Annotated in this window: 20 protein-coding genes; 13 read left to right on the top strand and 7 right to left on the bottom strand. The window is 56.3% G+C overall.

The features are described 5' to 3' along the window. Positions 1–32 precede the first annotated feature (32 nt). From ACR0MI_RS19030 to ACR0MI_RS19015, 4 genes are read left to right on the top strand one after another with little or no spacing between them, the layout of a single operon-like run. The gene (locus ACR0MI_RS19030; protein WP_480855211.1) at positions 33–776 is read left to right on the top strand and encodes a DUF6615 family protein; all 744 of its coding nucleotides are present in this window, start codon (positions 33–35) and stop codon (positions 774–776) included. 49 nt (positions 777–825) lie between these two features. Continuing rightward, positions 826–1,899 (top strand): DUF4268 domain-containing protein, encoded by a 1,074-nt coding sequence (locus tag ACR0MI_RS19025; protein WP_480855209.1) that lies wholly within the window; start codon positions 826–828, stop codon positions 1,897–1,899. Next, positions 1,899–5,009 (top strand): type I restriction endonuclease subunit R, encoded by a 3,111-nt coding sequence (locus ACR0MI_RS19020; RefSeq protein WP_480855207.1) that lies wholly within the window; start codon positions 1,899–1,901, stop codon positions 5,007–5,009. The genes ACR0MI_RS19025 and ACR0MI_RS19020 overlap by 1 nt, the downstream gene beginning before the upstream one ends. Positions 5,010–5,057: 48 nt before the next feature. Further along, positions 5,058–7,358, top strand: a complete 2,301-nt coding sequence (locus tag ACR0MI_RS19015) for an NACHT domain-containing protein (protein ID WP_480855206.1) — start codon at positions 5,058–5,060, stop codon at positions 7,356–7,358. Between the two features lie 115 nt (positions 7,359–7,473). Here the strand turns inward: ACR0MI_RS19015 and ACR0MI_RS19010 are convergent, their stop codons facing one another. The 7 genes from ACR0MI_RS19010 to ACR0MI_RS18980 all read right to left on the bottom strand — a co-directional run bounded on the left by ACR0MI_RS19010 (position 7,474) and on the right by ACR0MI_RS18980 (position 14,173). Beyond that, the gene (locus tag ACR0MI_RS19010) at positions 7,474–7,761 is read right to left on the bottom strand and encodes a cytochrome C oxidase subunit IV family protein (protein WP_170613988.1); all 288 of its coding nucleotides are present in this window, start codon (positions 7,759–7,761) and stop codon (positions 7,474–7,476) included. A gap of 5 nt (positions 7,762–7,766) precedes the next feature. Continuing rightward, a complete protein-coding gene (locus tag ACR0MI_RS19005) occupies positions 7,767–8,315 on the bottom strand; it encodes a cytochrome c oxidase subunit 3 (RefSeq protein WP_170817030.1) in 549 nt (182 codons plus the stop codon). Continuing rightward, positions 8,312–10,234 (bottom strand): VWA domain-containing protein, encoded by a 1,923-nt coding sequence (locus ACR0MI_RS19000; protein WP_170817029.1) that lies wholly within the window; start codon positions 10,232–10,234, stop codon positions 8,312–8,314. The genes ACR0MI_RS19005 and ACR0MI_RS19000 overlap by 4 nt, the downstream gene beginning before the upstream one ends. 9 nt (positions 10,235–10,243) lie before the next feature. Further along, the gene (locus ACR0MI_RS18995) at positions 10,244–11,053 is read right to left on the bottom strand and encodes a CbbQ/NirQ/NorQ/GpvN family protein (protein WP_170613991.1); all 810 of its coding nucleotides are present in this window, start codon (positions 11,051–11,053) and stop codon (positions 10,244–10,246) included. A 5-nt stretch (positions 11,054–11,058) separates the two neighbouring features. Further along, positions 11,059–12,426: a cbb3-type cytochrome c oxidase subunit I gene (locus ACR0MI_RS18990; protein WP_170817028.1), complete on the bottom strand. Its 1,368-nt coding sequence runs from the start codon at positions 12,424–12,426 to the stop codon at positions 11,059–11,061. A gap of 16 nt (positions 12,427–12,442) precedes the next feature. Beyond that, positions 12,443–12,892: a c-type cytochrome gene (locus ACR0MI_RS18985; protein WP_170613993.1), complete on the bottom strand. Its 450-nt coding sequence runs from the start codon at positions 12,890–12,892 to the stop codon at positions 12,443–12,445. A 99-nt stretch (positions 12,893–12,991) separates the two neighbouring features. Next, on the bottom strand, positions 12,992–14,173 hold the full coding sequence (locus ACR0MI_RS18980; RefSeq protein WP_170613994.1) for an NnrS family protein: 1,182 nt from the start codon (positions 14,171–14,173) through the stop codon (positions 12,992–12,994). A 235-nt stretch (positions 14,174–14,408) separates the two neighbouring features. Between ACR0MI_RS18980 and ACR0MI_RS18975 the strand changes: the two genes are divergently transcribed. The 9 genes from ACR0MI_RS18975 (at position 14,409) to ahbB (ACR0MI_RS18935) (ending at position 22,853) form a co-directional block, all read left to right on the top strand. Next, on the top strand, positions 14,409–16,085 hold the full coding sequence (locus ACR0MI_RS18975; protein ID WP_170613995.1) for a cytochrome D1 domain-containing protein: 1,677 nt from the start codon (positions 14,409–14,411) through the stop codon (positions 16,083–16,085). A 124-nt stretch (positions 16,086–16,209) separates the two neighbouring features. Then, complete coding sequence (locus tag ACR0MI_RS18970) at positions 16,210–17,997, top strand: NapC/NirT family cytochrome c (RefSeq protein WP_170613996.1); 1,788 nt, start codon at positions 16,210–16,212, stop codon at positions 17,995–17,997. A gap of 52 nt (positions 17,998–18,049) precedes the next feature. Then, positions 18,050–18,457, top strand: a complete 408-nt coding sequence (locus ACR0MI_RS18965) for a plastocyanin/azurin family copper-binding protein (protein WP_170613997.1) — start codon at positions 18,050–18,052, stop codon at positions 18,455–18,457. A 201-nt stretch (positions 18,458–18,658) separates the two neighbouring features. Continuing rightward, entirely contained in the window at positions 18,659–19,420 is a 762-nt protein-coding gene (gene cobA / locus ACR0MI_RS18960) for a uroporphyrinogen-III C-methyltransferase (protein ID WP_170613998.1), read from the top strand. 73 nt (positions 19,421–19,493) lie between these two features. After that, positions 19,494–19,781 (top strand): c-type cytochrome, encoded by a 288-nt coding sequence (locus ACR0MI_RS18955; protein ID WP_170825200.1) that lies wholly within the window; start codon positions 19,494–19,496, stop codon positions 19,779–19,781. Next, positions 19,778–20,923, top strand: coding sequence for a cytochrome D1 domain-containing protein (locus ACR0MI_RS18950; RefSeq protein ID WP_170614000.1), 1,146 nt, complete (start codon positions 19,778–19,780; stop codon positions 20,921–20,923). Before ACR0MI_RS18955 ends, ACR0MI_RS18950 begins: the two co-directional genes overlap by 4 nt. 3 nt (positions 20,924–20,926) lie before the next feature. Further along, positions 20,927–21,916: a siroheme decarboxylase subunit beta gene (gene ahbB, locus ACR0MI_RS18945; protein ID WP_170614001.1), complete on the top strand. Its 990-nt coding sequence runs from the start codon at positions 20,927–20,929 to the stop codon at positions 21,914–21,916. Further along, positions 21,913–22,362 carry an Lrp/AsnC family transcriptional regulator gene (locus ACR0MI_RS18940; protein ID WP_170614002.1) on the top strand — a complete coding sequence of 150 codons (450 nt, stop codon included), beginning with the start codon at positions 21,913–21,915 and terminating at the stop codon, positions 22,360–22,362. Before ahbB (ACR0MI_RS18945) ends, ACR0MI_RS18940 begins: the two co-directional genes overlap by 4 nt. Beyond that, positions 22,359–22,853, top strand: coding sequence for a siroheme decarboxylase subunit beta (gene ahbB / locus ACR0MI_RS18935; RefSeq protein WP_170614003.1), 495 nt, complete (start codon positions 22,359–22,361; stop codon positions 22,851–22,853). The genes ACR0MI_RS18940 and ahbB (ACR0MI_RS18935) overlap by 4 nt, the downstream gene beginning before the upstream one ends. Positions 22,854–22,855 lie beyond the last annotated feature (2 nt).

Genomic DNA, 22,855 nt, shown 5'->3' with positions numbered 1-22,855 from the left:
CTCCTCTGCATAATATGGGGTTGCAGAAATACATGCGTGCACTGGCAGGTGTAGTTTGGCGAGAACAAAACAACGCCTACGAACAAGGTTTAAACCTTCAAGAAGAAACGATTACCGAATGTATGCTGCTACAAATGGCAAGAGACCTGAGTTCTCATGGCTTCCGTACAAGGCTATACACACGTGCGCGAGAAAAGGAGACCGGAGCTGACTGGGTTTGGTTCTTTAAGCATGGATCATGCAGAATAGGTTTTCGTGTTCAAGCGAAGAAACTTTACAGGCGGCATGACAAGCGAAACAACCTGCTTCCTGGGCGCTATGACGGCCATGACCTTTCAAAAAACCAAGCGCAAACATTGATTAGTCGCGCTGGCCCAAACAATCCAATTTATGTTTTCTACAACCACGAATTTGTTAGAGATCGGAGCCTGTTTCTTACCCCATATCCTGGCTTCAAGGCACCAAGCTTTTGGGGATGTAGCGTAAGTTCGGCACGGTTCGTGCAGAGCAAAAAATCGCGGTATCTGAGTAATCTGCACGGGGGGATGATCCCCTTGCACGAGCTTTTCCAAATTGGTCAGGGGTGCGGCTTGGTGAGCGGTCTAACCATGCTCGACGACACGCAAGAGATACGAGTGCATGATCGGGACCCTGATTGGCTTGAACTAGCCAGGAACCCATTTGAGATGCAATCTTTTTTGGAAACTGAGAACTTAAACGGCATCGCATACTTTGACGCCACTGACGTAAGTGAGGACCTTATTGTTTCGCATTGATTTGAACCAAAACCGACTGTCCCGTTTGTCGCGTAAGGGCTTTACCGAAATGAATCTACGCGAACGCGAGCATCTGCAAGAATGGCTCGCAAATCAACCGGATGCGCTCGGCGAAGATCTATTGATTATTCAGAAGGAATTCGACGGCTTCGCCGGTACTCGCGAGCGATTGGACTTGCTTGCATTGGACAAAGATGGACAACTTGTTGTCATAGAAAACAAACTCGATGACTCTGGGCGAGATGTAACTTGGCAAGCGCTGAAGTACACGGCTTATGTTTCCAGCCTTACCAAGGCGCAAATTGTTGACATTTATCAAAAGTATCTTGATCGGTTCTGCGGTGGTGGCAACGCCCTTCAAGGTATCTGTGAGTTTTTGGAGGTTGAAGAACTCGACGAGATTGTTCTTAACCCTGGAAACGATCAGCGACTCTTCTTCATTGCCGCCAATTTCCGTAAGGAAGTTACGGCAACAGTTCTGTGGTTGAGAGAGCATGGCGTTGATGCTCGCTGTTTCAAAGTTGTCCCCTACGTTTTTGCAGAAGAGCTTTTTGTCGACATTCAACCCGTGATACCCACACCGGAAGCCGCTGATTTCATGATTGGAATGGCGGAAAAAGAAACGGAAGCCCGGACGGCTCAAGGCACAAGGCGAAAGAGCCACAAGTTGCGCAAAGACTATTGGGCGATGGCGCTAGAAAAGATGCGCGAAGATGGCGTTTCCCTCTATCAAAACATCAGCCCGTCAGAGGATCACTGGCTAAGCGCAGGATCTGGTTTGGCTGCCTGTCCGTACAGACTGATATTTTTGAAAAAAGAGATCCGCGTTGAGTTTGCATTTGCGCGTTCAAACAAGGCCGAGAATAAGTGGCTGTTTGACGAACTACTCAAGAATAAAGAGGATTTGGAAACCGTTTTTGGAGATGAGTTGGTTTGGTTGAGACTCGACAATTACAAGGAGTCGCGCCTGTATTTTGCGTTACCGTGCGAAGGTTACCACAGGGAAGAATGGCCTGCGTATGTGAAGTGGCATTCGGAGTACATAAGTAAACTGGAGCAAGCGCTTAGCAGAACAATTGCGGACCTCAGCGTAGCGTTCAGAAATCGGAGCGATAGTAAATAATGGCGTTCTTGAGCGAAGCTGATCTAGAAGACGTTTTAATGGAAGAGCTCGGAGATCTGGGCTTTTACCTGATGCATGGCGCGCAGCTCAGTCCGGACGTCAAACCCTCCCTGCGTTCAAGCAATCGGGAAACGATACTTACGCCTGTCCTCGTAGAAAGCCTGAGGCGCATCAACCCAGAGCTGCCGTCGCCTGCTATCAAAGAAGCCTCCAAACGTGTTCTGGATGCCGTGTTCACAACCGACCTCATTCAAGAAAACAGGCGGCTGCACAGACTTTTAGTAGACGGGATCAAAATCACCTACTTCGCAGAAGGCGAAGAGCGAAATGCCGTTGTGAAATTGGTTGATTGGGGCGATGAACTCAACGACTGGAGAGCCATCAACCAGGTCGATGTGGTTGGTGTATCAGTCCGGCGACCCGATATCGTGATCTTCTTGAACGGTATGCCGCTCGTGATCCTCGAGCTAAAGGGCACTGAAGGTGCCGATATCGAGGCGGCATTCAACCAAATCCAAACCTACAAGTCCGACATCCCCGACTTGTTCCGTACGTCCCTACTGAATGTCGTCAGCGATGGTTTCAATGCGCGATATGGCTCCCTGTCGGCTGGCTTGGACCGGTTCATGGCGTGGCGCACAATTGATGGGCAAACGCTGATCCCGCCACACTCCCAGTTGGCGATTACAACGCTAGCCCGGGGTCTGTTGAGCCGCACGACCCTGTTAGACATGCTCCGATGGTATGTTGTCTTCGAAGATGAGGGAAAGGGCCCGACCAAAAAGATTGCTGGCTATCATCAATACCATGCCGTCAAAAAGGCCATGGATACGGTCCAGACGGCTCGAGCGGGCGATGGTAAGGCGGGTGTCATCTGGCACACGCAAGGATCAGGCAAATCACTTCTAATGACCTTCCTAGCCGGCCGAGTGATGCATCATCCGGGTTTGGAGAACCCAACGCTTCTCGTGCTCACAGACAGAAACGATCTCGACAACCAGCTATTCGCCACCTTTGGGCGCTGCAAAGACCTTCTTGGCGAAGATCCGGTACAGGCTGAAAGCATTGAGGACCTGCGAGAAAGGCTTGACCGGGAGGTCGGTGGGGTTGTGTTCTCGACCATTCAGAAATTCCGCCCTTCTGGAGGCGGGGAGTTTCCTGAGATTACCTCACGTTCAAATGTGATCGTTTTGGCAGACGAAGCCCACCGTACACAGTACGGGTTTGATGCAAAGCTCACTAAAGAGGGTGAGATCAAGTTCGGTTTGGCGCATCAACTAAGGAAAGCTCTTCCAAACGCTGTGTATGTTGCGTTCACAGGGACCCCAGTAGAACTTATTGGCGCAAACACACGGGGCGTATTTGGCGACTACATCGATGTGTATGATATCGCGCAAGCTGTAGAAGACGGAGCCACAGTCCCCATCTACTACGAGGCTCGGGTCGCGAAAATCGAGTTGGATGACGACATTGCTTGCCAGATAGACGAAGAGTTCGATGAGGCAACTGAAGGGCTCGAAGACGACGAAGCTAACTCTGTTGCGCGAAAATGGTCCCAGGTCGAAGCTCTTGTGGGCGCTGACAATCGGTTGGATGCAGTAGTAGCTGACATTCTGGAGCACTTCGATGCTCGGATTGAAGCCATCGATGGCAAAGCAATGATCGTTTGCATGAGCAGACGGATTTGTGTGGATGTCTACAATAGGATCGTCTCAGCTCGGCCGGATTGGCATGGTGAAACGGACGATACTGGCGCTGTCAAAGTCATAATGACCGGAAACGCTAGCGATCCAGCAGACATGCAGCCACACATAAGGTCGAAGAATCGCCAAGAGGCGATCAGGAACCGCTACAAGTCTCTGGATGACCCCTTAAAGCTCGTCATTGTTCGTGACATGTGGCTGACCGGTTTTGATGCCCCCTGTATGCACACACTGTACGTAGATAAGCCAATGAGGGGCCATGGCTTGATGCAGGCCATTGCAAGGGTAAACCGAGTGTTTCAAGGCAAACCAGCAGGGCTGGTTGTCGACTACATCGGAATTGCTGCGGAACTAAAGAACGCCTTGGCGCACTATTCCCAATCTGACCAAGCTCAAACTGGTATCGATGAAGGTGCAGCCGTTTCTGCCTTTCTGGATTGCCTAGATGTTGTTCGACAGCAGTTCCACGGTTTTGATTATTCAGTAGCGATTGGCAGTACACCGAAAAAGCGATTGTCCGTGCTACCATCGGCCATCGAGCACATACTGAAGGCTTCGGACACCTCTAACGACACGCAGAAAGGCGTAAAGCGCTTTCAAGATGCGATGGCCGCCCTGGTTCGCGCCTTCAAGCTCGCGGCAGGCAGTACTGAGGCCAAGAGCCATGCTGAAGAGATTGCGTTCTTCATGGCCGTCCGGGCTGGGCTGGAAAAACTCGATGTAGGTTCAAAGAAGGCGAAATCGGCCACTACAGATCTTGCTGTCCAACAACTTTTGAATAGCGCGGTCGCATCTACAGAAGTGGTCGATATTCTTGAAGCTTGTGGTTTTGATCGGCCGGACATCAGCGTCCTATCAGAAGAGTTTATGCTGGAAATTCAGAACGCTCAGCACAAGAACCTAGCAGTTGAGGCTTTGAAAAAACTGCTGAACGGTCAGATATCTGCAAAAACACGCAGCAATATCGTGAAGAAAGAGGAGTTCTCTACACGGCTAGAGCAGGCCATCGCACGTTACCACAATCGTAGCGTTGACGCGCTTCAGATATTGCAAGAGCTCATTCAGATTGCCAGAGATTTGCAAGACCAGCCCGACGATGGGCTGAGCGGTCAAGAAAGGGCATTCTACGACGCGTTAGCAAGAAACGAGAGCGCAGTCGAAATCATGTCGAACGAAGAGTTGCAGGTGATTGCAACCGAACTCGTTAAAACTGTCAGAAGCAATTCTGGAACTGACTGGTGGCGCAGAGAGAACGTACGGGCAAAAATGCGAGTGGCTGTAAAGAGGATCCTTCAAAGACATGGGTATCCGCCGGATCTCACAACAGAAGCCGTGAAGACAGTCCTTAGACAGGCCGAGGCCCTGGCTACAGAATTGAGCAGCGCCGATGAAGCAACGTCAGCCTAATGCCATGGCGGCTGCAAAAGAATAAGAAACTAAAAAATAGAGAAAAAAATGAAGTTCAATTTTTCAGACAATTACGAATTCGAGTCGTTCGTGAGAAAAATCGCTACCGAATGCTGGGGAACAAAGGGGTACTCTGGTCCAATCACAATTGACGGTAAAGAACGGGACGGCGTTCTTGAAAATGATCATATGATCTACTGTTTGGAAGTTACCGTTTCCAAAACTGCCAAACACACTCTTGAGGCATGCAAAAAGCTCGACGAACACGTGCGAAGGCTGCGTGGGCTTCACCCAGAAAAGGGAGTTACAGGATGGTACGTAACGCGTTTTGAACCTACGGGTGAGCAAGGAGCCATTCTTCATAGCTACCGGACAACCGTAAATCACAGAACATATGAATCCTTCTACGCAAATATGGTTGATGCAAAGGAATACCTTATCGAAAGACCCAAAAAACCTTTCGGCAGCATAAGGCATCCAACGGATGGTTCCTTCGACAAGGAGTTGAAATATACTCCAACAAAAATTTTAGACTTAAAAACAGGGGATTATACGCACACCGGGAGTATCGCTAAGAGATTTGCAAAAAGAGCTACTAGGGCTTTGATCGTTGGCGAGTTTGGAGCGGGTAAGAGCATGGCGTTGAGGGATATTTTTCAACGCCTTTCAAAGGATTATCGATCAGGCAACGATTCCCAATTTCCTGTATATATAAATTTGCGGGACCACATCGAGCAATATGACCCTGATGAATGTTTGAGACGCCATGCGTCTAGCATTGGAATGACAAACCCAGAGAAATTGATAAAGGCATGGCGCTCGGGACTAGTATATTTATTACTAGATGGATTTGATGAACTGGCTCCGCGAATAGCCACGAACTCAAAAAAACGTGCACAGGATTTGCGCAACTCCGCAATCTCTTTGGTGCGCAGACTTATTGAAGAAACACCGTCAGAAGGTGGAATCCTTTTGGCAGGAAGAAACAACTACTTCGACACCAACCAGGAACTACATGCGGCGCTGGGTCTCAGAGACAATTGGTTGCTTCTCGAACTCCATGATTTGGATGATGAAGATTTATCCAGGTTTATTTCTGATCACGGGTGGGAAGGTGATCTGCCTGATTGGGTTCCAAAGAAACCCCTATTGATATCATACGTAAAGCAAAACGACTTGTTGCTCTCCGGACAAGATGGGCAATTGGCTGAGAGTTTCGACCCAGCACTGGGATGGAATTTTCTAATCGACAAAATCTGTGAGCGTGAAGTTGGGCAGGTCTATATCGCGTTAGAGCCCAAGGAGTTACGAAGAATTTTTGGTCGCATGGCAACATTGGCCAGAAAAAAGACCGACAGGCGAGGCCCTTTAAGTTTCTCGGATTGTAGGCGAGCTTTTGTGGAGGTAACGGGCGTGGAGCCCGAAGAACGGAGCGTAACAGCAATTCTGCGATTGCCTGGAATGTCTGGCAGCCTCGCAGGTTTAGATTCATCTGACTTGGAAAGAGGTTCCAGGTTCTTTGTGGACACTGATCTTGCGGATGCACTCAGTGCAGAAGATGTACTGTCTGCCGTACAAATTCCATATGAGTTCGATGGCCAGATTTGTGATGGGGTTGCTCATCCGCTTGGTGATCTTGGGTGCCGGCTGGTATACGAATTGCTCGGACAAGACGCTGATACATTGCTCACTGGAGCGTTGAGGTTCTTTTCGGAGAACAACTCAGACGCCGCTCGAAACATGTCATCAGATCTACTTTCAATTGCGTTCGCGAATGACGCTAAAGTCCAACAAGAAGTGCTATTTTCGAACCTTTACGTTGGTAGCCTTCGCGTTGATAGCGATGCAGATTTTTCCAATGTCACCTTAGACTGCTGTGCAATTGAAACGCTCACAATCGAAGTCGACAATCCGAACCGTTTACCAGTATTCCAGGGCTGTCAAGTCGACACTCTGATGGCGCCTGAGTACCTTTTCAAGGTAGTAACCAAAAGTCTCGGCTCACATAACAGCATCGACAAGAAAGTTTGCGAGGATGTTAGTTTCGATAGTTTGCGTCAGGAAGGCGCTCCGGAGGCCTTTTTGGATTTAGTCTCGATTATCGACAAGGTGTTCCTACAATCGAGAAAAGGCCGATTAATTTCAGCTGTTTTCAGAGGAAGACCGCCAGAGCGAAGAGAAAACATCGATAGCGTTCTAGGGGCGATGAGCAAGGCTAACTGGGTACACAAGTCCCGTAGGAATGGCGTGGAGTTAATTGTTCCAAATCTATCCAAAATGGCAGAAGCAAAAACCGTAATTGCAAAAAAACTCTTCGATCACGAATTTGTTGATCAAGCTCCAAGTTAGAAAAAAGATCGGGTTTTGAAAGACGCTTCTATCGGAGCAAGTTTCTGAGCCAACTAAGGCTCAGAAATCTTCAACATTTATCGCATGGGCTGGCCCTTTCGGGCGGCTTTTTCTATCATACCAGGTAGAGGCCAAAAACCGTGACTGAAAACCCGGTCAATACCATCGTAAAGCCTCGTAGCCAGCCGGGGCTGTCCGTCAGGTCGAGGTAGCGCGCGAGGATGAGGCGCGCCTTGAGCAAAGCCAAAAGCAGGATTCCACCCCCTATTGTCGCAGGCGCCGCAGGCAGCAGGGTCAGAAGCGCGGATGCCAGGCTGAGCGCCAGTAGTCCAAGCCAGGCCTTTGTTAGCGGGTTCGGGAGCCTCCGGCGGGAGTATTTGGGAAAAGATGAAGAGGCGGCCATGATGTTCATCCCAGCAGGTAGATGACCGGGAACAGCATGATCCAAACCAGGTCGACCATGTGCCAGAACTGGGCGCCTGCCTCGACATTTCGGGGTTCATCCCGCCAGGCGACCAGCAGGAGGATGAAGGCTCCGGCCAGCACATGTGCGGCGTGAAATCCGGTCAGCAGATAATAGAAGAGAAAGAACGGGTGGGTTTCGTAGCTGATACCCTGCGCTGCTTTGCCGGCATATTCCACCCCTTTGATGACAAGGAAAACCAGTCCCAGCAGGGACGCACCCAACAGGGCCAATCGGGCGGTATTCCGGCGGGCATCCCGCCGCCAGCGCAGTGCCTGTGCGGCCAGATAGCCAGACGTGACAAGAACGATGGTGTTCAATGCAGCTCCGGTGCGGTGAAGATGCGACTGGGCTTCGGCAAATCCTGCGGGGTCAGTCAGACGCACGCCCATGAAGGCGATCAGCCCTGCCCCAAACACCAGCAGTTCACTGATGATCAGCACCCACATCAGCAATTCGCCGGGCAGTTCGTCGATCAGGGTGGTGTCTCTCATGCGCCGACCAGTTGTCGGTAGATTTGCGGCAGGGCCATTGTCAGCCGGTGCGGGTCCGGGATGACGGCAAAGCCACCCTGCCCGAACATGCGCGGGAACCAGCTTTTGCCGGTCTTGTCGATGGTGACGCCAAAGACCGAATGACCGGCACGGCGGGCTTCGCGCACGGCCATACAGGTATCCTCGATCCCGTGGCGGCCCTCGTAATGGTCAAGGTCGTTGGGTTTGCCATCGGTGATGACCAGAAGCAGGCGGCGCTTGCGAGATTGCGCGGCCAGATCGGTAGAACAGTGGCGAATTGCGGCTCCGAGCCGGGTGTAGTGCCCCGGTCGCAGCGAAGCGATACGTTGCTCGACCTTCGGCCCCATGGGTTCGTCAAATCGTTTGCAACGCTGAACGTATACGCGTTCGCGATTCAGCGAACTGAAGGCGTGGATGGCGAAATCGTCGCCGCAGGCATTCAGGCCCCAGGCCAGCGCCGCCAGCGCCTCGCGTTCTATGTCGATCACAGCGCGGCCGGCGACGGCGCTTTCGGTCGAGCGGCTGACATCCAGCAAGATCGACACCGCCAGATCGCGGGCCTCGGGGCGGGATTGCATCCAGACGCGTTCGTTGCTTTCCCCGCTTGCGAGACGGTCGGTAGCAGCCCGCACGGCGGCTTCGATGTCGAGTTGATCACCGTCCAGATGACCTCTGGTCATGACCCGACCGGGGCGCAGGGCTTCGAACTGGCGTTTGACGGCACGAATGCGGCGGGCCGTGGCGGGGTCCTTGCCGAACTCGGCTGCATCCTCGCGGATATCGGCGTCGGACAGCAGAACGTTGACGTGGTCGGGCAGGTATTGACCGGTGCGCACGTCCCATTCAGGATAGAGGATGCGGCCTGACAGGCGTTCTCGGTTCACGTCTTCTGGCGCGAGATCGAGGTGGAGTTTTAACTTGGTCGGCGGCGCCTTGGAGATCTGACCGAGGCCGATCTCCTCCTGATCGTCGGCCGCTTTCTTCGCGTTGTCGGGGTCATCATCGTCGATACGACGGTTGATGTTCAAAAACTCGGCCCAACTGAGTATTGCTTCGAACTTGTGCAGGATGAAACTGTCGCTGCGCGAAGCCTGGTCAGATTTTCGGCGCCGCGCGCGGTGGGTCTTTTCACCGGATTCTTCGGGTGGGCCTTCTGTATCCGGGTTTTCAACCTCGTTATGTTCGGAAAACCCGACGGCGCGCAACTCGGGCCACAGCGGGACCGGGCGGAAATGCTGATAGCCGCGCGGGGCGGTGAGATCGTCACTCAGTGCCAAAAGCTCTTGGGCTTGCGGTGACAGGGGCGTGGGGTCACCCAGCATGTTGCGGACAACCTCTTCGACCGCCGCCTCGAGCGGTGGCAGGCCGGGTATGTTCCGTTGATACAGAACGCCCTTGCAGAGTTCAGCGTACAGCGGGCGCAGACCGGGGGCATTTTCCAATGTCGCCTCGACCATGTGCCGGGCAGCGACCAGTGCGCGCAGGTCGCCGCGCAGAGGATCGTCTTCGTCAATTCTTGTTGCGGCATGGGCGGCAGTTGCGGCCAGCCAGACATAAAGCGCGCCGTTTGCTTCGCGCGCGGGGAATACGGCCAGCCGGTCCGGCAAGCGCAGTACTTCCCCGTCGAACGACGCGCGCGGCATCAGTTCGGTTTCGGTCGCCAGACGGCGGCGCCAGCCGAGACGGTGGCGCGAAACTTCAGGAGAGACCGGGCGCAATTCGACGCCCGGACTGCCCCCCAGTCCCCGGAAGAGGACTGCCAGCCGCCCCGCGACCTCAGAGAGGTCGACCGCGGCTCCAACATGCACCTCAGGTGCATCGAGGCGGCTGGCAAGGGTGTGCCACAGTTTCCCGATCGTTTCTTCGGGTTCCCATGGCTCAAATTCGATCCTGACCATCGGCCGGCCTCACCCAAAGACAGCCGTGACAAGATCGAGGAGCCCGCGTTTGATGTCCTCATCATCAGTCAGAGGTTCGATCATTGCGGCAAGGATGGCGCGGTCGGTGGACATGCCCTGTGCGATCAGCGTCGCCGCATAGACAACCAGACGAGTGGAAACACCTTCCTCAAGATCCTGACCCTTGAGCCCGCGCAGCTTGTTCGCCAGCCGGATCAGCGGTTTGCAGCGCTCCAGCGCCAGCCCGCTTTCCTGGGCGACAACCTCGGCCTCCATCTCGGGCGACGGGAAGTCGAACTCCAGCGAGATGAACCGCTGCCGGGTCGAGGGTTTCAGGGTTTTCAGGATATTCTGGTAACCGGGGTTGTACGAGGCCACCAGCATGAAACCGGGTGCGGCCTCAAGCTCTTCGCCCGTGCGGTCGATCGGCAGGATGCGCCGGTCGTCGGTCAGCGGGTGCAGAACGACGGTGACGTCCTTGCGAGCCTCGACTACCTCATCAAGGTAGCAGATTGCACCTTCACGTACTGCGCGGGTCAGGGGGCCATCGACCCAGACGGTCTCGCCGCCTTTCAGCAAGTAGCGGCCGATCAGGTCGGCGGCAGCGAGGTCATCATGGCAGGCCACGGTGTAAAGCGGGCGGCCAAGGCTGGCGGCCATATGGGCCACAAAGCGGGTCTTGCCGCAGCCCGTCGGTCCTTTCAGCAAGACCGGCAGGTTGTTGGTATAGGCGGCGGCGAACACATCGCATTCGTCGCCCTGGGGGAGGTAGAAGGGGGCGTCAGCCGCCCCCGTTCCCATTTGTATGGAGCCGTCCATATCCATTACTCCGCAGGTGTTTCGGCTGCGCCGGGTTCAATGATCTCTTTCCGGGGAACCCAGATCGAGTAGATGAACAGCAGCGCACCAAGGACCACGACCAGACCAGAACCAAGACGCATCCAGTAGAAGATCTCGATCTGATCCTGCACATCCATGAAGTAGTCACCGACCACCCGTTGCATGTGAGTCTGAACAGTACCGGCAAAGGTCAGCACGAAGGTCATGAAGACCATGCCGCTGGTCATCAGCCAGAAGGACGCCATGTTGAGAACCTGATTGTAGGGATCGCGGTTCTTGAGGATCGGCATGGCATAGCTGAAGATCGCCAGGTTGAGGCAGACATAGGCACCGTAGAAGGCAAGGTGACCGTGAGCCGCGGTGATCTGTGTGCCGTGGGTATAGTAGTTCACCCCGTGCAGCGTGTGCAGGAAGCCCCAGACACCGGCACCGAAGAACGCCAGCGTGGCACAGCCCAGCGACCACAACAGGGCGGCCTTGTTGGGGTGGTCACGGCGGCCCTTCCAGACCATGACGAAGGCAAAGGCCATCATCGCGAAGAACGGGATCACCTCGAGGCTCGAGAAGATCGAACCGATCCACTGCCAGTACGCAGGCGTACCGATCCAGTAGTAGTGGTGGCCAGTGCCGAGGATGCCTGAGAACAGGGCCGCGGCAACGATGACATAGAGCCATTTCTCGACGATCTCACGGTCAACGCCGGTCAGCTTGAGCATCAGATAGGCCAGGATCGAGGCCATGATCAGTTCCCACACACCTTCGACCCACAGGTGGACAACGTACCACCAGTATTGTTTGTCCAAGGACAGGTTGCCGGGGTTGTAGAAAGCGAACAGGAACAAAAGCGCCAGACCCCACAGACCCAACAAAAGGATGTTGGTGATAGCGGTCTTTTTGCCCTTCAGAACGGTCATCGACACGTTGTATAGGAAGATCAGCGCAGCCACGACGATACCCGCCTTGACCCATTTGGGCTGTTCCAGGAACTCGCGCCCTTCTTTGCCCAGCAGCCAGTTGCCTTCGAACAGGTTGAAGACATAGGTCACGACCACGCCCAGCGTGCCGACGACCAGAATGATCAGCTGCAGATAGGCCAGCTTGGGCGAGTGGATCTCGCGCTCGGCCTCTTCCGGGATCAGGAAGTAAGCAGCGCCGAAGAAGCCCAGGATCAGCCAGACGATCAGCGAGTTGGTGTGAAGCATCCGCACGATATTGAACGGCAGAAGCTCACTCAGGAAGTTTGGCGATACATAGATCAGTCCGGCCAGCAGGCCGCCGATCACCTGGATCGCGAACAGGCCTATTGCCACTGCGAAGTAGGCGTAGGCGATTTTTTGGGATTCGTATTTCATTGTCCTTGTCCCTTTCTCAGCCTGCCTCGTTGGGCGGCCAGCCCTGAGCGTCGATATTGTCCGTCCAGATCAGGAAGTTGGTCAGGTCGCGGAGTTCTTCGTCGCTGAGGTTGAAATTGGGCATCTGTCGGCGACCGGGAATGCCGGTCGGCTGCGCCTCCATCCAGCCCTTGAGGGATTCAAAGGCTGATTCCGGGTCGTCCAGCACCCCCCAACGGGTCATCACGTTACCGACTTCCGGGGCGAAGTAGGCCCCTTCGCCGAGAATCGAGTGACAGTTGATGCAGGCGTGTTTTTCCCAGACGTGCTTGCCGCGAACCACACTTTCGTCAAGCTTTGCCGCGTTTTCGGAATTGACGATATACAGGTGGGAATGGGCCGACAGGGCCAGAAAGATTAGAATGAAGAACAGTGACCCGCCATAGAATATATTGCGAGCCATGCTCTTTGTCATGACTTCTCGCATCGCGCTCTCCTTTGCGCAGATTAGCTAGTTTGCTCAGAATGGCGGGTGGGTCATGGTATCGCCTTAACGAAAGTCAAGACTTGCGACAGGAAATCAGATTCAGTTTGAGTGCCCCAGCCGTGGACCCGTCAGCGCAGGCCACATGGCGATCAGATACAGCACAAAGGCGCTGACCCAGAGACCATCGGACAGCAGCATCGCAACTAGATAGCCAGATTCCATATCCGCCGCGATCCAGCGCGAGATCGCTGCCGCGGCCATCAGTCCATAGGCCACGACCATCGGGCCGGGTGCGATCAGATCCCGTCCGCTGTGCCCCAGCGCAGCTCGGCTCATGACCGCAAGGGTCATGCCGCCCACGCAACCGATGCCCAGAACGTGCAGCGCAGCAACCTCGTTGCCGAAACCCAATGCCGCAAGCCCCCAAAGAATCAGCCCCAGCGCCAGCATTCCAAGTCCCAGGTGCAGCGCGAGCAGGATTGGCTGCCGCGCGGACCAGATCATGCGCCAGCGCAACATGCGCAGGATTTGCACACCGCCAAGGGCCAGCCCCAGCACTCCGGCCGTGCCCGTCGCGCCCAATACCAGAACGCCACAGGGCAGAACCAAGGCCAGAATCATGCCCGCCTTGTCCAGGCCCGCCACCGAGACCGGCCAGTTCGCCTCGGGCTCTCCGGCGCGTTTCATTGCATTGCGTGTAAAGGCGGGAGTGATCCGGCCCCCCAGAATGGCGATCATCGCACAGAGTGTCAGCAAGCCTGCTCGCAGACCTGTTTGCAGTGTGTCGCTTGTAATACCAGCCCATTCCAGATGGGTCAGCAGGTTCGCGACCCAGATGAGGCTTAGCAGCAGGAGAAACACCATGTTCTGCGGCTTGGGACGGCGGATGAGCAGTGTGGCGATCTTGGCTGCCAGAATTGGCACAAAGGCCAGATCCAAAACCGCGACCACAAGCGGCGGCAGTATCCCGGAAAACCACATTGCCATCCGGCCGGCCAGCCAGACCCCTGCCGCCAGTGCGATGAAGCGAGCCCGCGCGTCGGGCGCACCGGTCCAGTTCGGCACCGCGGTCAGGAAGAACCCTCCCAAAGCTGCTGTGGCATAGCCGAAAATCATCTCATGCGCGTGCCACATAGGCGGTGTCATGCCGTAATCCGGTGCCAAATACGGCACCGCCAGCCACAGCCCCCAGACAAGGCCGACAAACAAGCCGTAGAGACCTGCAGACAGGAAAAAAACTCGGAATCCTTCACCAAAAATACGGGTGATGATCGTGGGCATTTCTGCTCTCCTAGACCGTTTTGCCACACGTAGCAGCCCGGCGGCCCGGATGACTTAACCAAAATCAAAACCGTCGCAAAACATGACCCGGAAACACCTCTTTTATTAGGAATTATTTTTGCATTTCAGTCTGTGTACAAACCCGTTTCCGTCCCTTCCGTTGACTTTGGTCAAGGATAACATCTCCGTGATGTTTCAGTCTCCAGCCTGCCTCACCAGCAAATGGAGAGTGATCATGTCACTTGGAATCAGCTACAACAAAACTGGCCGCGCCTTTGGGGTCGGTTTGGCGATGCTGCTGGGCAGCGTCGCTGCACCAGTCTTCGCCGAAGAGCCAACATTGAGCGACGAAGCGTTTGAATCGTCCAAACAGCTCTATTTCGAGCAATGCGCAGGTTGCCACGGCGTTCTGCGTAAAGGCGCCACAGGCAAAAACCTTGAACCCCACTGGAAGAAAACCGCAGCCGATGGCACCGTGACCGAAGGCGGCACCCTCGCGCTTGGGCAGGAACGTCTTGAAAAGATCATCGCCTGGGGGACCGAAGGCGGCATGAACAACTTCTCGGACATCATGACCGAGCAGGAAATCAAGGACATGGCGACATACATTATGATGGAGGCCCCCAAGCCGCCTGAGATGTCGCTGGAACAGATGAAAGCGACACGCAAGGTCTATGTCGAAGAAGCCGACTATCCGACCGAACCGCTGCATGGCCGCAACTGGGAGAACTTCTTTGTCGTCATCGAACGTGACGTAGGTAAAGTGGCCGTGATCGACGGCGACACCAAAGAAGTGCTGACACACATCCCGACCGGTTACGCTGTCCACGTTCTGAAAGCATCCGAACACCACAGCACTACCGAACCGGAACATCCGGGCCGCTTCTGGTACACCATGGGCCGCGACGGCAAGATGACCAAGATCGACCTCTGGCAGAAACCTGAGAATATGTTGGTTTCCGAAGTCAAGATTGCCTATGACGCCCGCGATGTGGCCGTTTCCGGCGATGGCAAATACGTCATCGGTGGTGGTTACTGGCCGCCGCATTTCGCAATCGTCGATGCCCAGACCATGGAACCGGTCAAAGTTGTATCGACACGCGGCGTGAACGTGGACGGGGACTATGTGGAAGAGGCCCGCGTGGCCGCAATTTACACCACACCGAACGAGCCAACCTGGATTGTCGCGATCAAGGAATTGGGTCAGCTGTGGCAGGTCGACTATACCGACCTTGAGAACCTGCGGATCGACAAGATCGACAGTGCCAAGTTCCTGCATGACGGGTTCTTCGACCCGACAGGCCGTTACTTCCAGATCGCCGCGAACGCGTCGAACAAGATGGTTGTCGTCGACACCGAAACTCACAAGCTTGAGGCGATGATCGACACGGCCGCGTTGCCGCACCCCGGCCCGGGTGCCAACTGGGTTGACCCGAATTGTGGTCCGGTTGCTGGTACAACCCACCTTGGTGTTGGTGCCGTGACCGTCTGGGGCAACGACCCAGAGAACCGTCCGGACGATGCCTGGAAGGTCTGCTACGAAGTGGAAACCGACGGCCCCGGCCTGTTTATCCGCACGCACCCGAATTCGGATTACATCTGGGCTGACCAGACCAAACATCCGGAACCGGAAATTCAGCAGTCCGTTCAGGTCATCTCGAAAGAGACCGGCGAGATCGTGAAAACCATCCAGATCACCGAAGATGAAGGCAGCGCTGCTGTTCACTTCGAGTTCAACGCGGATGGTACCGAGGTCTGGGTTTCCAAATGGAACCTGTCGGATTCGAAAGAACCCAACGGTCAGATCGTGATCTTCGACGCCAAGACGCTGGAAGAAATTGGCCGCATCGAAGGGCTTTATGCCCCGACCGGCAAGTTCAACGTCTACAACCGTTCGAACCACGTCACCTGACGGGATCGCATCCAGAACCGGAAAGGGCGGGCCCCTCGCCCGCCCTTTCCTCGTTTGACCTATCAGCCAAACTCACCGGCCTGCCACACAAGGCCTGACAAGACAGCCATAACGGAGCACGGATATGACCTCCGAACCGGATAAAAAACCACCGATCTGGCGCCGGTATTTCCTGTGGGGAATGCCCGTGGCCGGTCTCGCTGCCGCCTTTGCTGCAGGCATCATCTTCTGGGGCGGCTTCAACACCGCCATGGAAGCGACCAACACCGAGAAGTTCTGTGTCTCGTGTCACGAGATGCGCGATTATATTTACACCGAATACACCGGCACGATCCACGATGTGAACCGTTCCGGCGTGGGCGCGGTCTGTTCAGACTGCCACGTGCCCAAGGACTGGACCCACAAGATCATCCGCAAAATCCAGGCCTCCAAAGAGCTTTATGGCAAAATGGTCGGGACCATCAGCACCCCAGAGAAATTCGAAGCCAAACGCATCCATCTGGCGATGAACGAATGGGAGCGGATGAAGGCTACCGACTCGCGCGAGTGCCGTAACTGCCACGATTTCGAATCGATGATGCCCGAATTCCAGAAACCCCGCGCCCGTCAGCAGCACCTGAACGCGATGGAAACCGGTCAGACCTGTATCGATTGCCACAAGGGGATTGCGCACTCGAACATCCGGGACCGTGCAACCGACGAGTATCTGGAAGAGCTGGAAGCCCCGAACCCTGCGTTTGTCCGGCCGATCCCGCCAGAATATCTAGCCAGCCTCGAGAAGATCGAAGCCCTTGAAGCTGCCGAGGCCGACGCGGAAAAAGCCGCCAAACAAGCCCAGCAAGAGGCTGTTCAGGCCCAGATTGCGGCCGCTGTTGACGCCGCTGTGGCGGAAGAACGCGCCAACGCTGCGGGAGAGGCCTCGGCCGCGCCTGCGGGCGGCGGTGGCAGCGACGTCGCTTCGAACATCGACTGGAATGCCGTGGCCAGTGCGGACCTGAAACTGTTCTACCCCGGTCAGGCGTCGTTCGAATGGGTGCAAAACGGCAAGACCCACGGCGGTGCCCGTCCGCTGACCAAGGGGGGCGATCAGTGTTCGACCTGTCACGCCAAGGAACTGGACACCATCGGAAACAAGATCGTTGCCGGTGGCGAACTGGAACCGACCCCGATCCCGGGCAAACGTGGGGTGATCGACGCAACCGTTCAGGCGGCGCATGACGATGAAAACCTCTATATCCGCCTGCAATGGCCGGATGCGGGCCATAGCCCTGCCCCGTTCGTTGATGGCGGCAAAATGGACCCCGACAACCAGATCAAGGTCGCCATGATGATCACCGGCACAGATATTGAACTGGGTGATCAAGTGGGTTGCTGGGCTTCATGTCACGCCGACAACAGCTACATGCCCTTTGACCCGGGTGCGGATGCCATTGCCGCCAATGGTGATGTTACGGGACGGCTGACCGCGCAGGACACGGTGACCAAATACATCAGCGAAAGCCGCACCGAGGTTGAAGTCAAGGGCCGCGGTGGCAAGCCCCTGGGTGGTTGGGACAAGCTGCAGTCTGCCGAGCAGATTGAGCAATACCTGGCCGACGGTGCCTATCTTGACCTGATGCGGGTCTATGCTGATGGCAGTGCAACCAACGGCTATCTGCTGGATCAGCGCGTGGTCAATGACGGTGAAATCGCCGCCTCGGCCGAGCTTTCCGGCGGAACGTGGACTGTCGTGTTCACGCGGCCGTTGAACTCCGGTGCGCCGGGTGATGTGCCGCTGGAACCCGGGCAGACCTATACGGTCGGCTTTGCAATCCACGATGACTATGCCAGTGCGAGGTTCCACCATGTGACGCTGAACACCAGCCTCGCGCTGGACGACGACAGCGCGAATATCAACGTGGTGAAACAGTAACGGTTGGGGCCGGAGGATCCGGCCCCTGACCTTTCAGAAAGGAGATTGGATCATGAAAACCCAAAGACTTCTTCCTGCACTTTTGTTTCTGGCATCACCGGTGCTTGCGGCCGACGAAGACACAGCCGCAATCTGCGCCGAGGCCGAAGAACGTTATGTCGAATTGTTCGACCAACCATCGTCAGCCGTTGAGGACGCCGAAGTTGTGTTGATGTACAAATACAATTTCTGCCCTGCCGAACTGACGGTCAAAGCAGGAACCACGGTCCGCTGGGTGAACGTGGACAAACGCACCAGCCACAGCGTGCTGCTGAAAGACGGCAGCGAACCTGAAAGCGACCGGCTGTTTCCCGAGGAAACGGTTGATCTGACCTTCCTCACCCCGGGGCCGCAGGACTATCTGTGCGGTCCGCATTGGGAGACACAGAACATGATCGGAATGATCACAGTAGGTCCCTGAGCAGAAGCAGACATACGGGCAGAAGTAAGGAGCGCGGATGCAAATCCCGCGCTCCTTAACTTATGTCAAGGAGGTTGAACCGCGAATGCGCCAACCTGCCGTCATGACACGCCCGGTTCACCCAGCAACGTCCCGTAATCACACTGGATTCGCGCAGGAAACACCGGGTTCCGACGACATTCAGGACAAGTGAGTTTGCACATGAGCGGTAAGGTTTTTCTGATTGGTGCCGGACCGGGTGATCCGGAGCTGATGACCCTGCGCGCCCTGCGGATGCTGCAACAGGCGGATGTGGTGGTCTATGATCGATTGGTCTCGGACGAAATCCTTGCCATGCACACCGAAGGGGCACGACTCATACCTGTCGGCAAAGCCCCGAAATGCCACACTGTCCCACAAGACCGCATCAACGAAATCCTGCTGGAAGAGGCCCGCGCTGGCCATACTGTGGCGCGCCTGAAAGGCGGCGACCCGATGATTTTTGGCCGCGGTTCGGAAGAGGCCGCCTATCTGGTGGACCACGGCGTCGAGGTCGAATACGCGCCCGGAATTACAGCGGCACAAGGCGCGTCTTGTTCAACGGGCGTGCCACTGACCCATCGGGGCCTTGCGACCTCAGTCCAATATGTCACCGGGCACCGGCAGGCAGACAAGGTTCTGGATCTGGACTGGAAACGTCTGGCCGACCCGGATTCGACGCTGGTGGTTTATATGGGCGTTGCCAACATCGGTCAGATCGCCATGGGTCTGATGACCGAAAACCTGCCCGGATCGACCCCTGTTCTGGCCGTCGCCAAGGCCACCACCCGCGCAGAACGCCGCCTTGTTTCCCGGCTGGATCGGTTGGCTGCGGATGTGCGTCAGGCGGAACTTGCGGCCCCTACGCTGTTCATCATCGGTCAGGTCGTTTCGCTATATTCCGAGCGACCCGTGGCTGAGTTATTGGAACAGGCTCATGGCTAGGCTAGGTCGCCAAAATACCGCGCCGGCCCGCAATAATCCGCAGTCAGGATGGGCCGGGCGCACCGTTCTGACCATGGCCGTGCTGGTGGCAACCTCGGCAATTGCCGCCGATACGCTGGACCCCAACGCTCTGAAGCGGCTTGTCCATCAGGATTGCGGATCGTGCCACGGGTTGTCTTTGAAGGGGGGCCTAGGCCCCGATTTGCGTGCGGGAACTCTTGCACATTACGACGCCGAAGTTCTGACCGGCGTCATCCTTGACGGAATCCCGGACACCGCGATGCCGCCCTGGCGCCCCTTGATCACAGAAGAAGAGGCCGAGTGGATCGCTCGCTACCTGCTGGAACCGGAGGCACAATGAAACAGCTCATCCTCGGCCTTGCCGCAACCCTCATGATGTCCACTGCGCAGGCGGAACCCACCGCCACCGGCGACCTCGGGCTGGTGATCGAACGGGCGCAGGGTTCAGTCCTGCTGGTCGATCAATCCGAGCGCACGGCGCTGGCCCGGATCGAAGGCCTGGGCGATCTGTCTCATGCGTCGCTGGTCTATTCGCCCGACGAACGTTTTGCCTACGTGTTCGGCCGCGATGGAGGTCTGTCCAAGGTCGACATCGTCACCCGCCAGATTGCCAATCGTGTTGTACAGGCGGGCAACGCCATCGGCGGCGCAATCTCTGACGATGGTACGCTGGTGGCAGTGTCCAACTATGAACCCGGCGGCGTGCGCGTGTTCGATGCCGATACGCTTGAAATGGTCGCAGACATTCCGACCGGCAGCAAAACCATCGGCCTGGTTGACGCGCCCGGTCGGCGGTTCGTGTTCACCATGTGGGACACGGGTGAGACCTGGATAGCCGATTTTTCCTCAGGTACGCCGGAAATCACCAAAATCCCCGATATGGGTGAAAACCCCTACGACGCTTTGATAACCGCAAATGGCCGGACCTATATCACAGGCCTGTTTGGCGAGGATGGCTTAACGGCGTTGGACCTCTGGGCTGACACCCCGCAACCCATCCGCGTGCTGCCCGATTACGGGCGCGGGCAAGAAGAGATGCCCGTCTACAAGATGCCCCATCTTGAAGGTTGGGCGCTGACCGGTCGTGAATTCGTTCTGCCCGCTGTTGGCCATCACGAGGTCTTGTGGATCAACGCCGATACCCTGACCGAGACCGGGCGTACCCAAACCCATGGCCAGCCGGTCTTTGCAATGGCGCGGCCCGACGGGCGGCAAGTCTGGGTCAACTTCGCCCACCCGCTGAACGATACGATCCAGGTCATCGACAGTGTCAGCAAGGACATCATCCACGAATTCAAACCCGGCCCCGCCGTACTGCACATGGAGTTCACGCCGCGCGGTCATGAGGTCTGGATCAGCGTCCGGGATGCCAACAAGGTCATGATCTACGACACGCAAACATTTGAAAAACTGCGTGAAATCGAAGCGGACAGCCCATCGGGCATCTTCTTCACCGCCCGCGCGCACAGAACAGGCCTGTAACCCATGTGCCATATCACCGACCCGATCGATCGCCACCTTCTGGATGATTTCCAGCGCAACTTTCCAGTCACCGAACGCCCTTTCCAAGTTGTGGCCGACACACTGAAGCTCAGCGAGGCCGATGTGATCGACCGGCTGGCCCGCATGCGGGCGGCAGGCCGGATCACGCGTGTCGGGGCGACCATCGCGCCCGGCGCGGTTTCCGCAAGCACGCTGGCTGCGGTTGCGGCACCTGAGCACCGCATTGAAAAGATTGCTGCCCTGATCGACGCGGAACCGGGCGTGAACCATAACTACCAGCGGGAAGATGATTGGAACCTCTGGTTCGTCGCCACCGGGCCGGATCGCGCACATGTCGACAACACGCTGGCCCGGATCAGAAAAAAAACCGGACTTCGCGTTCTCGACCTGCGGCTGGTGCGCCCCTTCAACGTAGATCTGGGGTTCCGCATGTCCGGTGGCGCGCGACGCGTTCCCAGCGCGCGTCGGATCGACCGGTCGGCCATGCAGGACGGTGACCGTGATTTGCTCCAGTCACTGAGCTCGGGCCTGTCACTTGTCGGTGACCCTTACGCGGCGCTGGCCCGGTCGCTGGGTCGAGAGCCCGAAGATGTAATGACGCGCATTCGCTGCCTGCACGAGGCGGGCATCATCTCGCGTTTGGGCGTCATCGTGCGTCACCGTGCACTCGGATGGTCTGCCAACGCGATGGTCGTCTGGGACCTTCCCGCCGATCAGATTGACACTGCTGGACCGGCCCTTGCGGCCCATCCCGGGATCACCCTGTGTTACGAACGCAATCCGGTCGAGGGGGTCTGGCCCTATCGGCTATATTCCATGATCCACGCCCGCTCGCGGAGCGAAGCGTATGAGGTGCTGGCTGGCGCGACCGAGCTTCAGGAGCTGACCGGTGCGCGGCACAAGGTTCTGTTTTCGACCCGCTGCTTCAAACAGACCGGCGCGCTGATCCAACCGAAGGAGTCCGCCGCATGACACTCGACGCAATTGATCGCAGAATCCTGAACAGGATGCAGGACGACCTGCCATTGGTACCGAACCCCTACGCCGCCGTGGCAGACGCGTTGAGCATATCTGAAAGCGATTTGCTGAATCGCCTGTCCCGGATGAAGAAAGAGCGTGTGATTACCCGGTTTGGCCCGTTCTTCGACGCAGCCGCCATGGGGGGGGCTTTTTGCCTCTGTGCCATGGCTGTTGAACCCGAGAATTTCGAAGCCGTCCTAACCAAAGTCAATGCGCACCCCGAGGTGGCCCATAATTATGAACGCACGCACCGGCTGAACATGTGGTTCGTTCTGGCGACCGAAACACCTGAAGGGATTGCAACAGCGGCCGAGGCAATCGAAAGGGAAACCGGGATCGCCGTCCTGCAGTTCCCCAAACTACAGGAATTTTTCATAGGCTTCCGGGTGGCAGCATGATCGACGCAAAAGACAGAGAGATCATTGAGGCTTTGCAAGGCGGCCTGCCGCTGGTCCCTGCCCCCTATGCCAGTGTGGCCGAAACCCTGGGCATGGACGAAGACGCCTTGCTTTCTCGGCTTGCGGGTCTGAAATCGCGCGGGGTGATCCGCCGTATCGCTGCGGCACCCAACCACTACAAGCTGGGCATGACGTCGAACGGAATGACCGTGTGGGATGTGGACGACAACCGTGTTGCCGAACTGGGCGCAGAAATCGGCGCGCTGCCCTATGTTACGCACTGCTATGAACGCCCGCGCGCCCTGCCCGACTGGCCCTATAACCTTTTTGCCATGGTCCATGGTTCGGACCGGACCGAGGTCGAAGAAAAGCGGGCAGAAATCACGGCCATTCTGGGCGACGCCTGCCGCGCCAAAGACATCCTTTATTCTACACGCATCCTGAAAAAAACCGGGCTGCGTCTGAAGTCCAAAGAGCAATTGAAAGGCTGAAA

The sequence above is a fragment of the Ruegeria sp. D4 genome (assembly GCF_056534475.1).
This window is presented reverse-complemented; position numbering and strand designations above follow the sequence as displayed.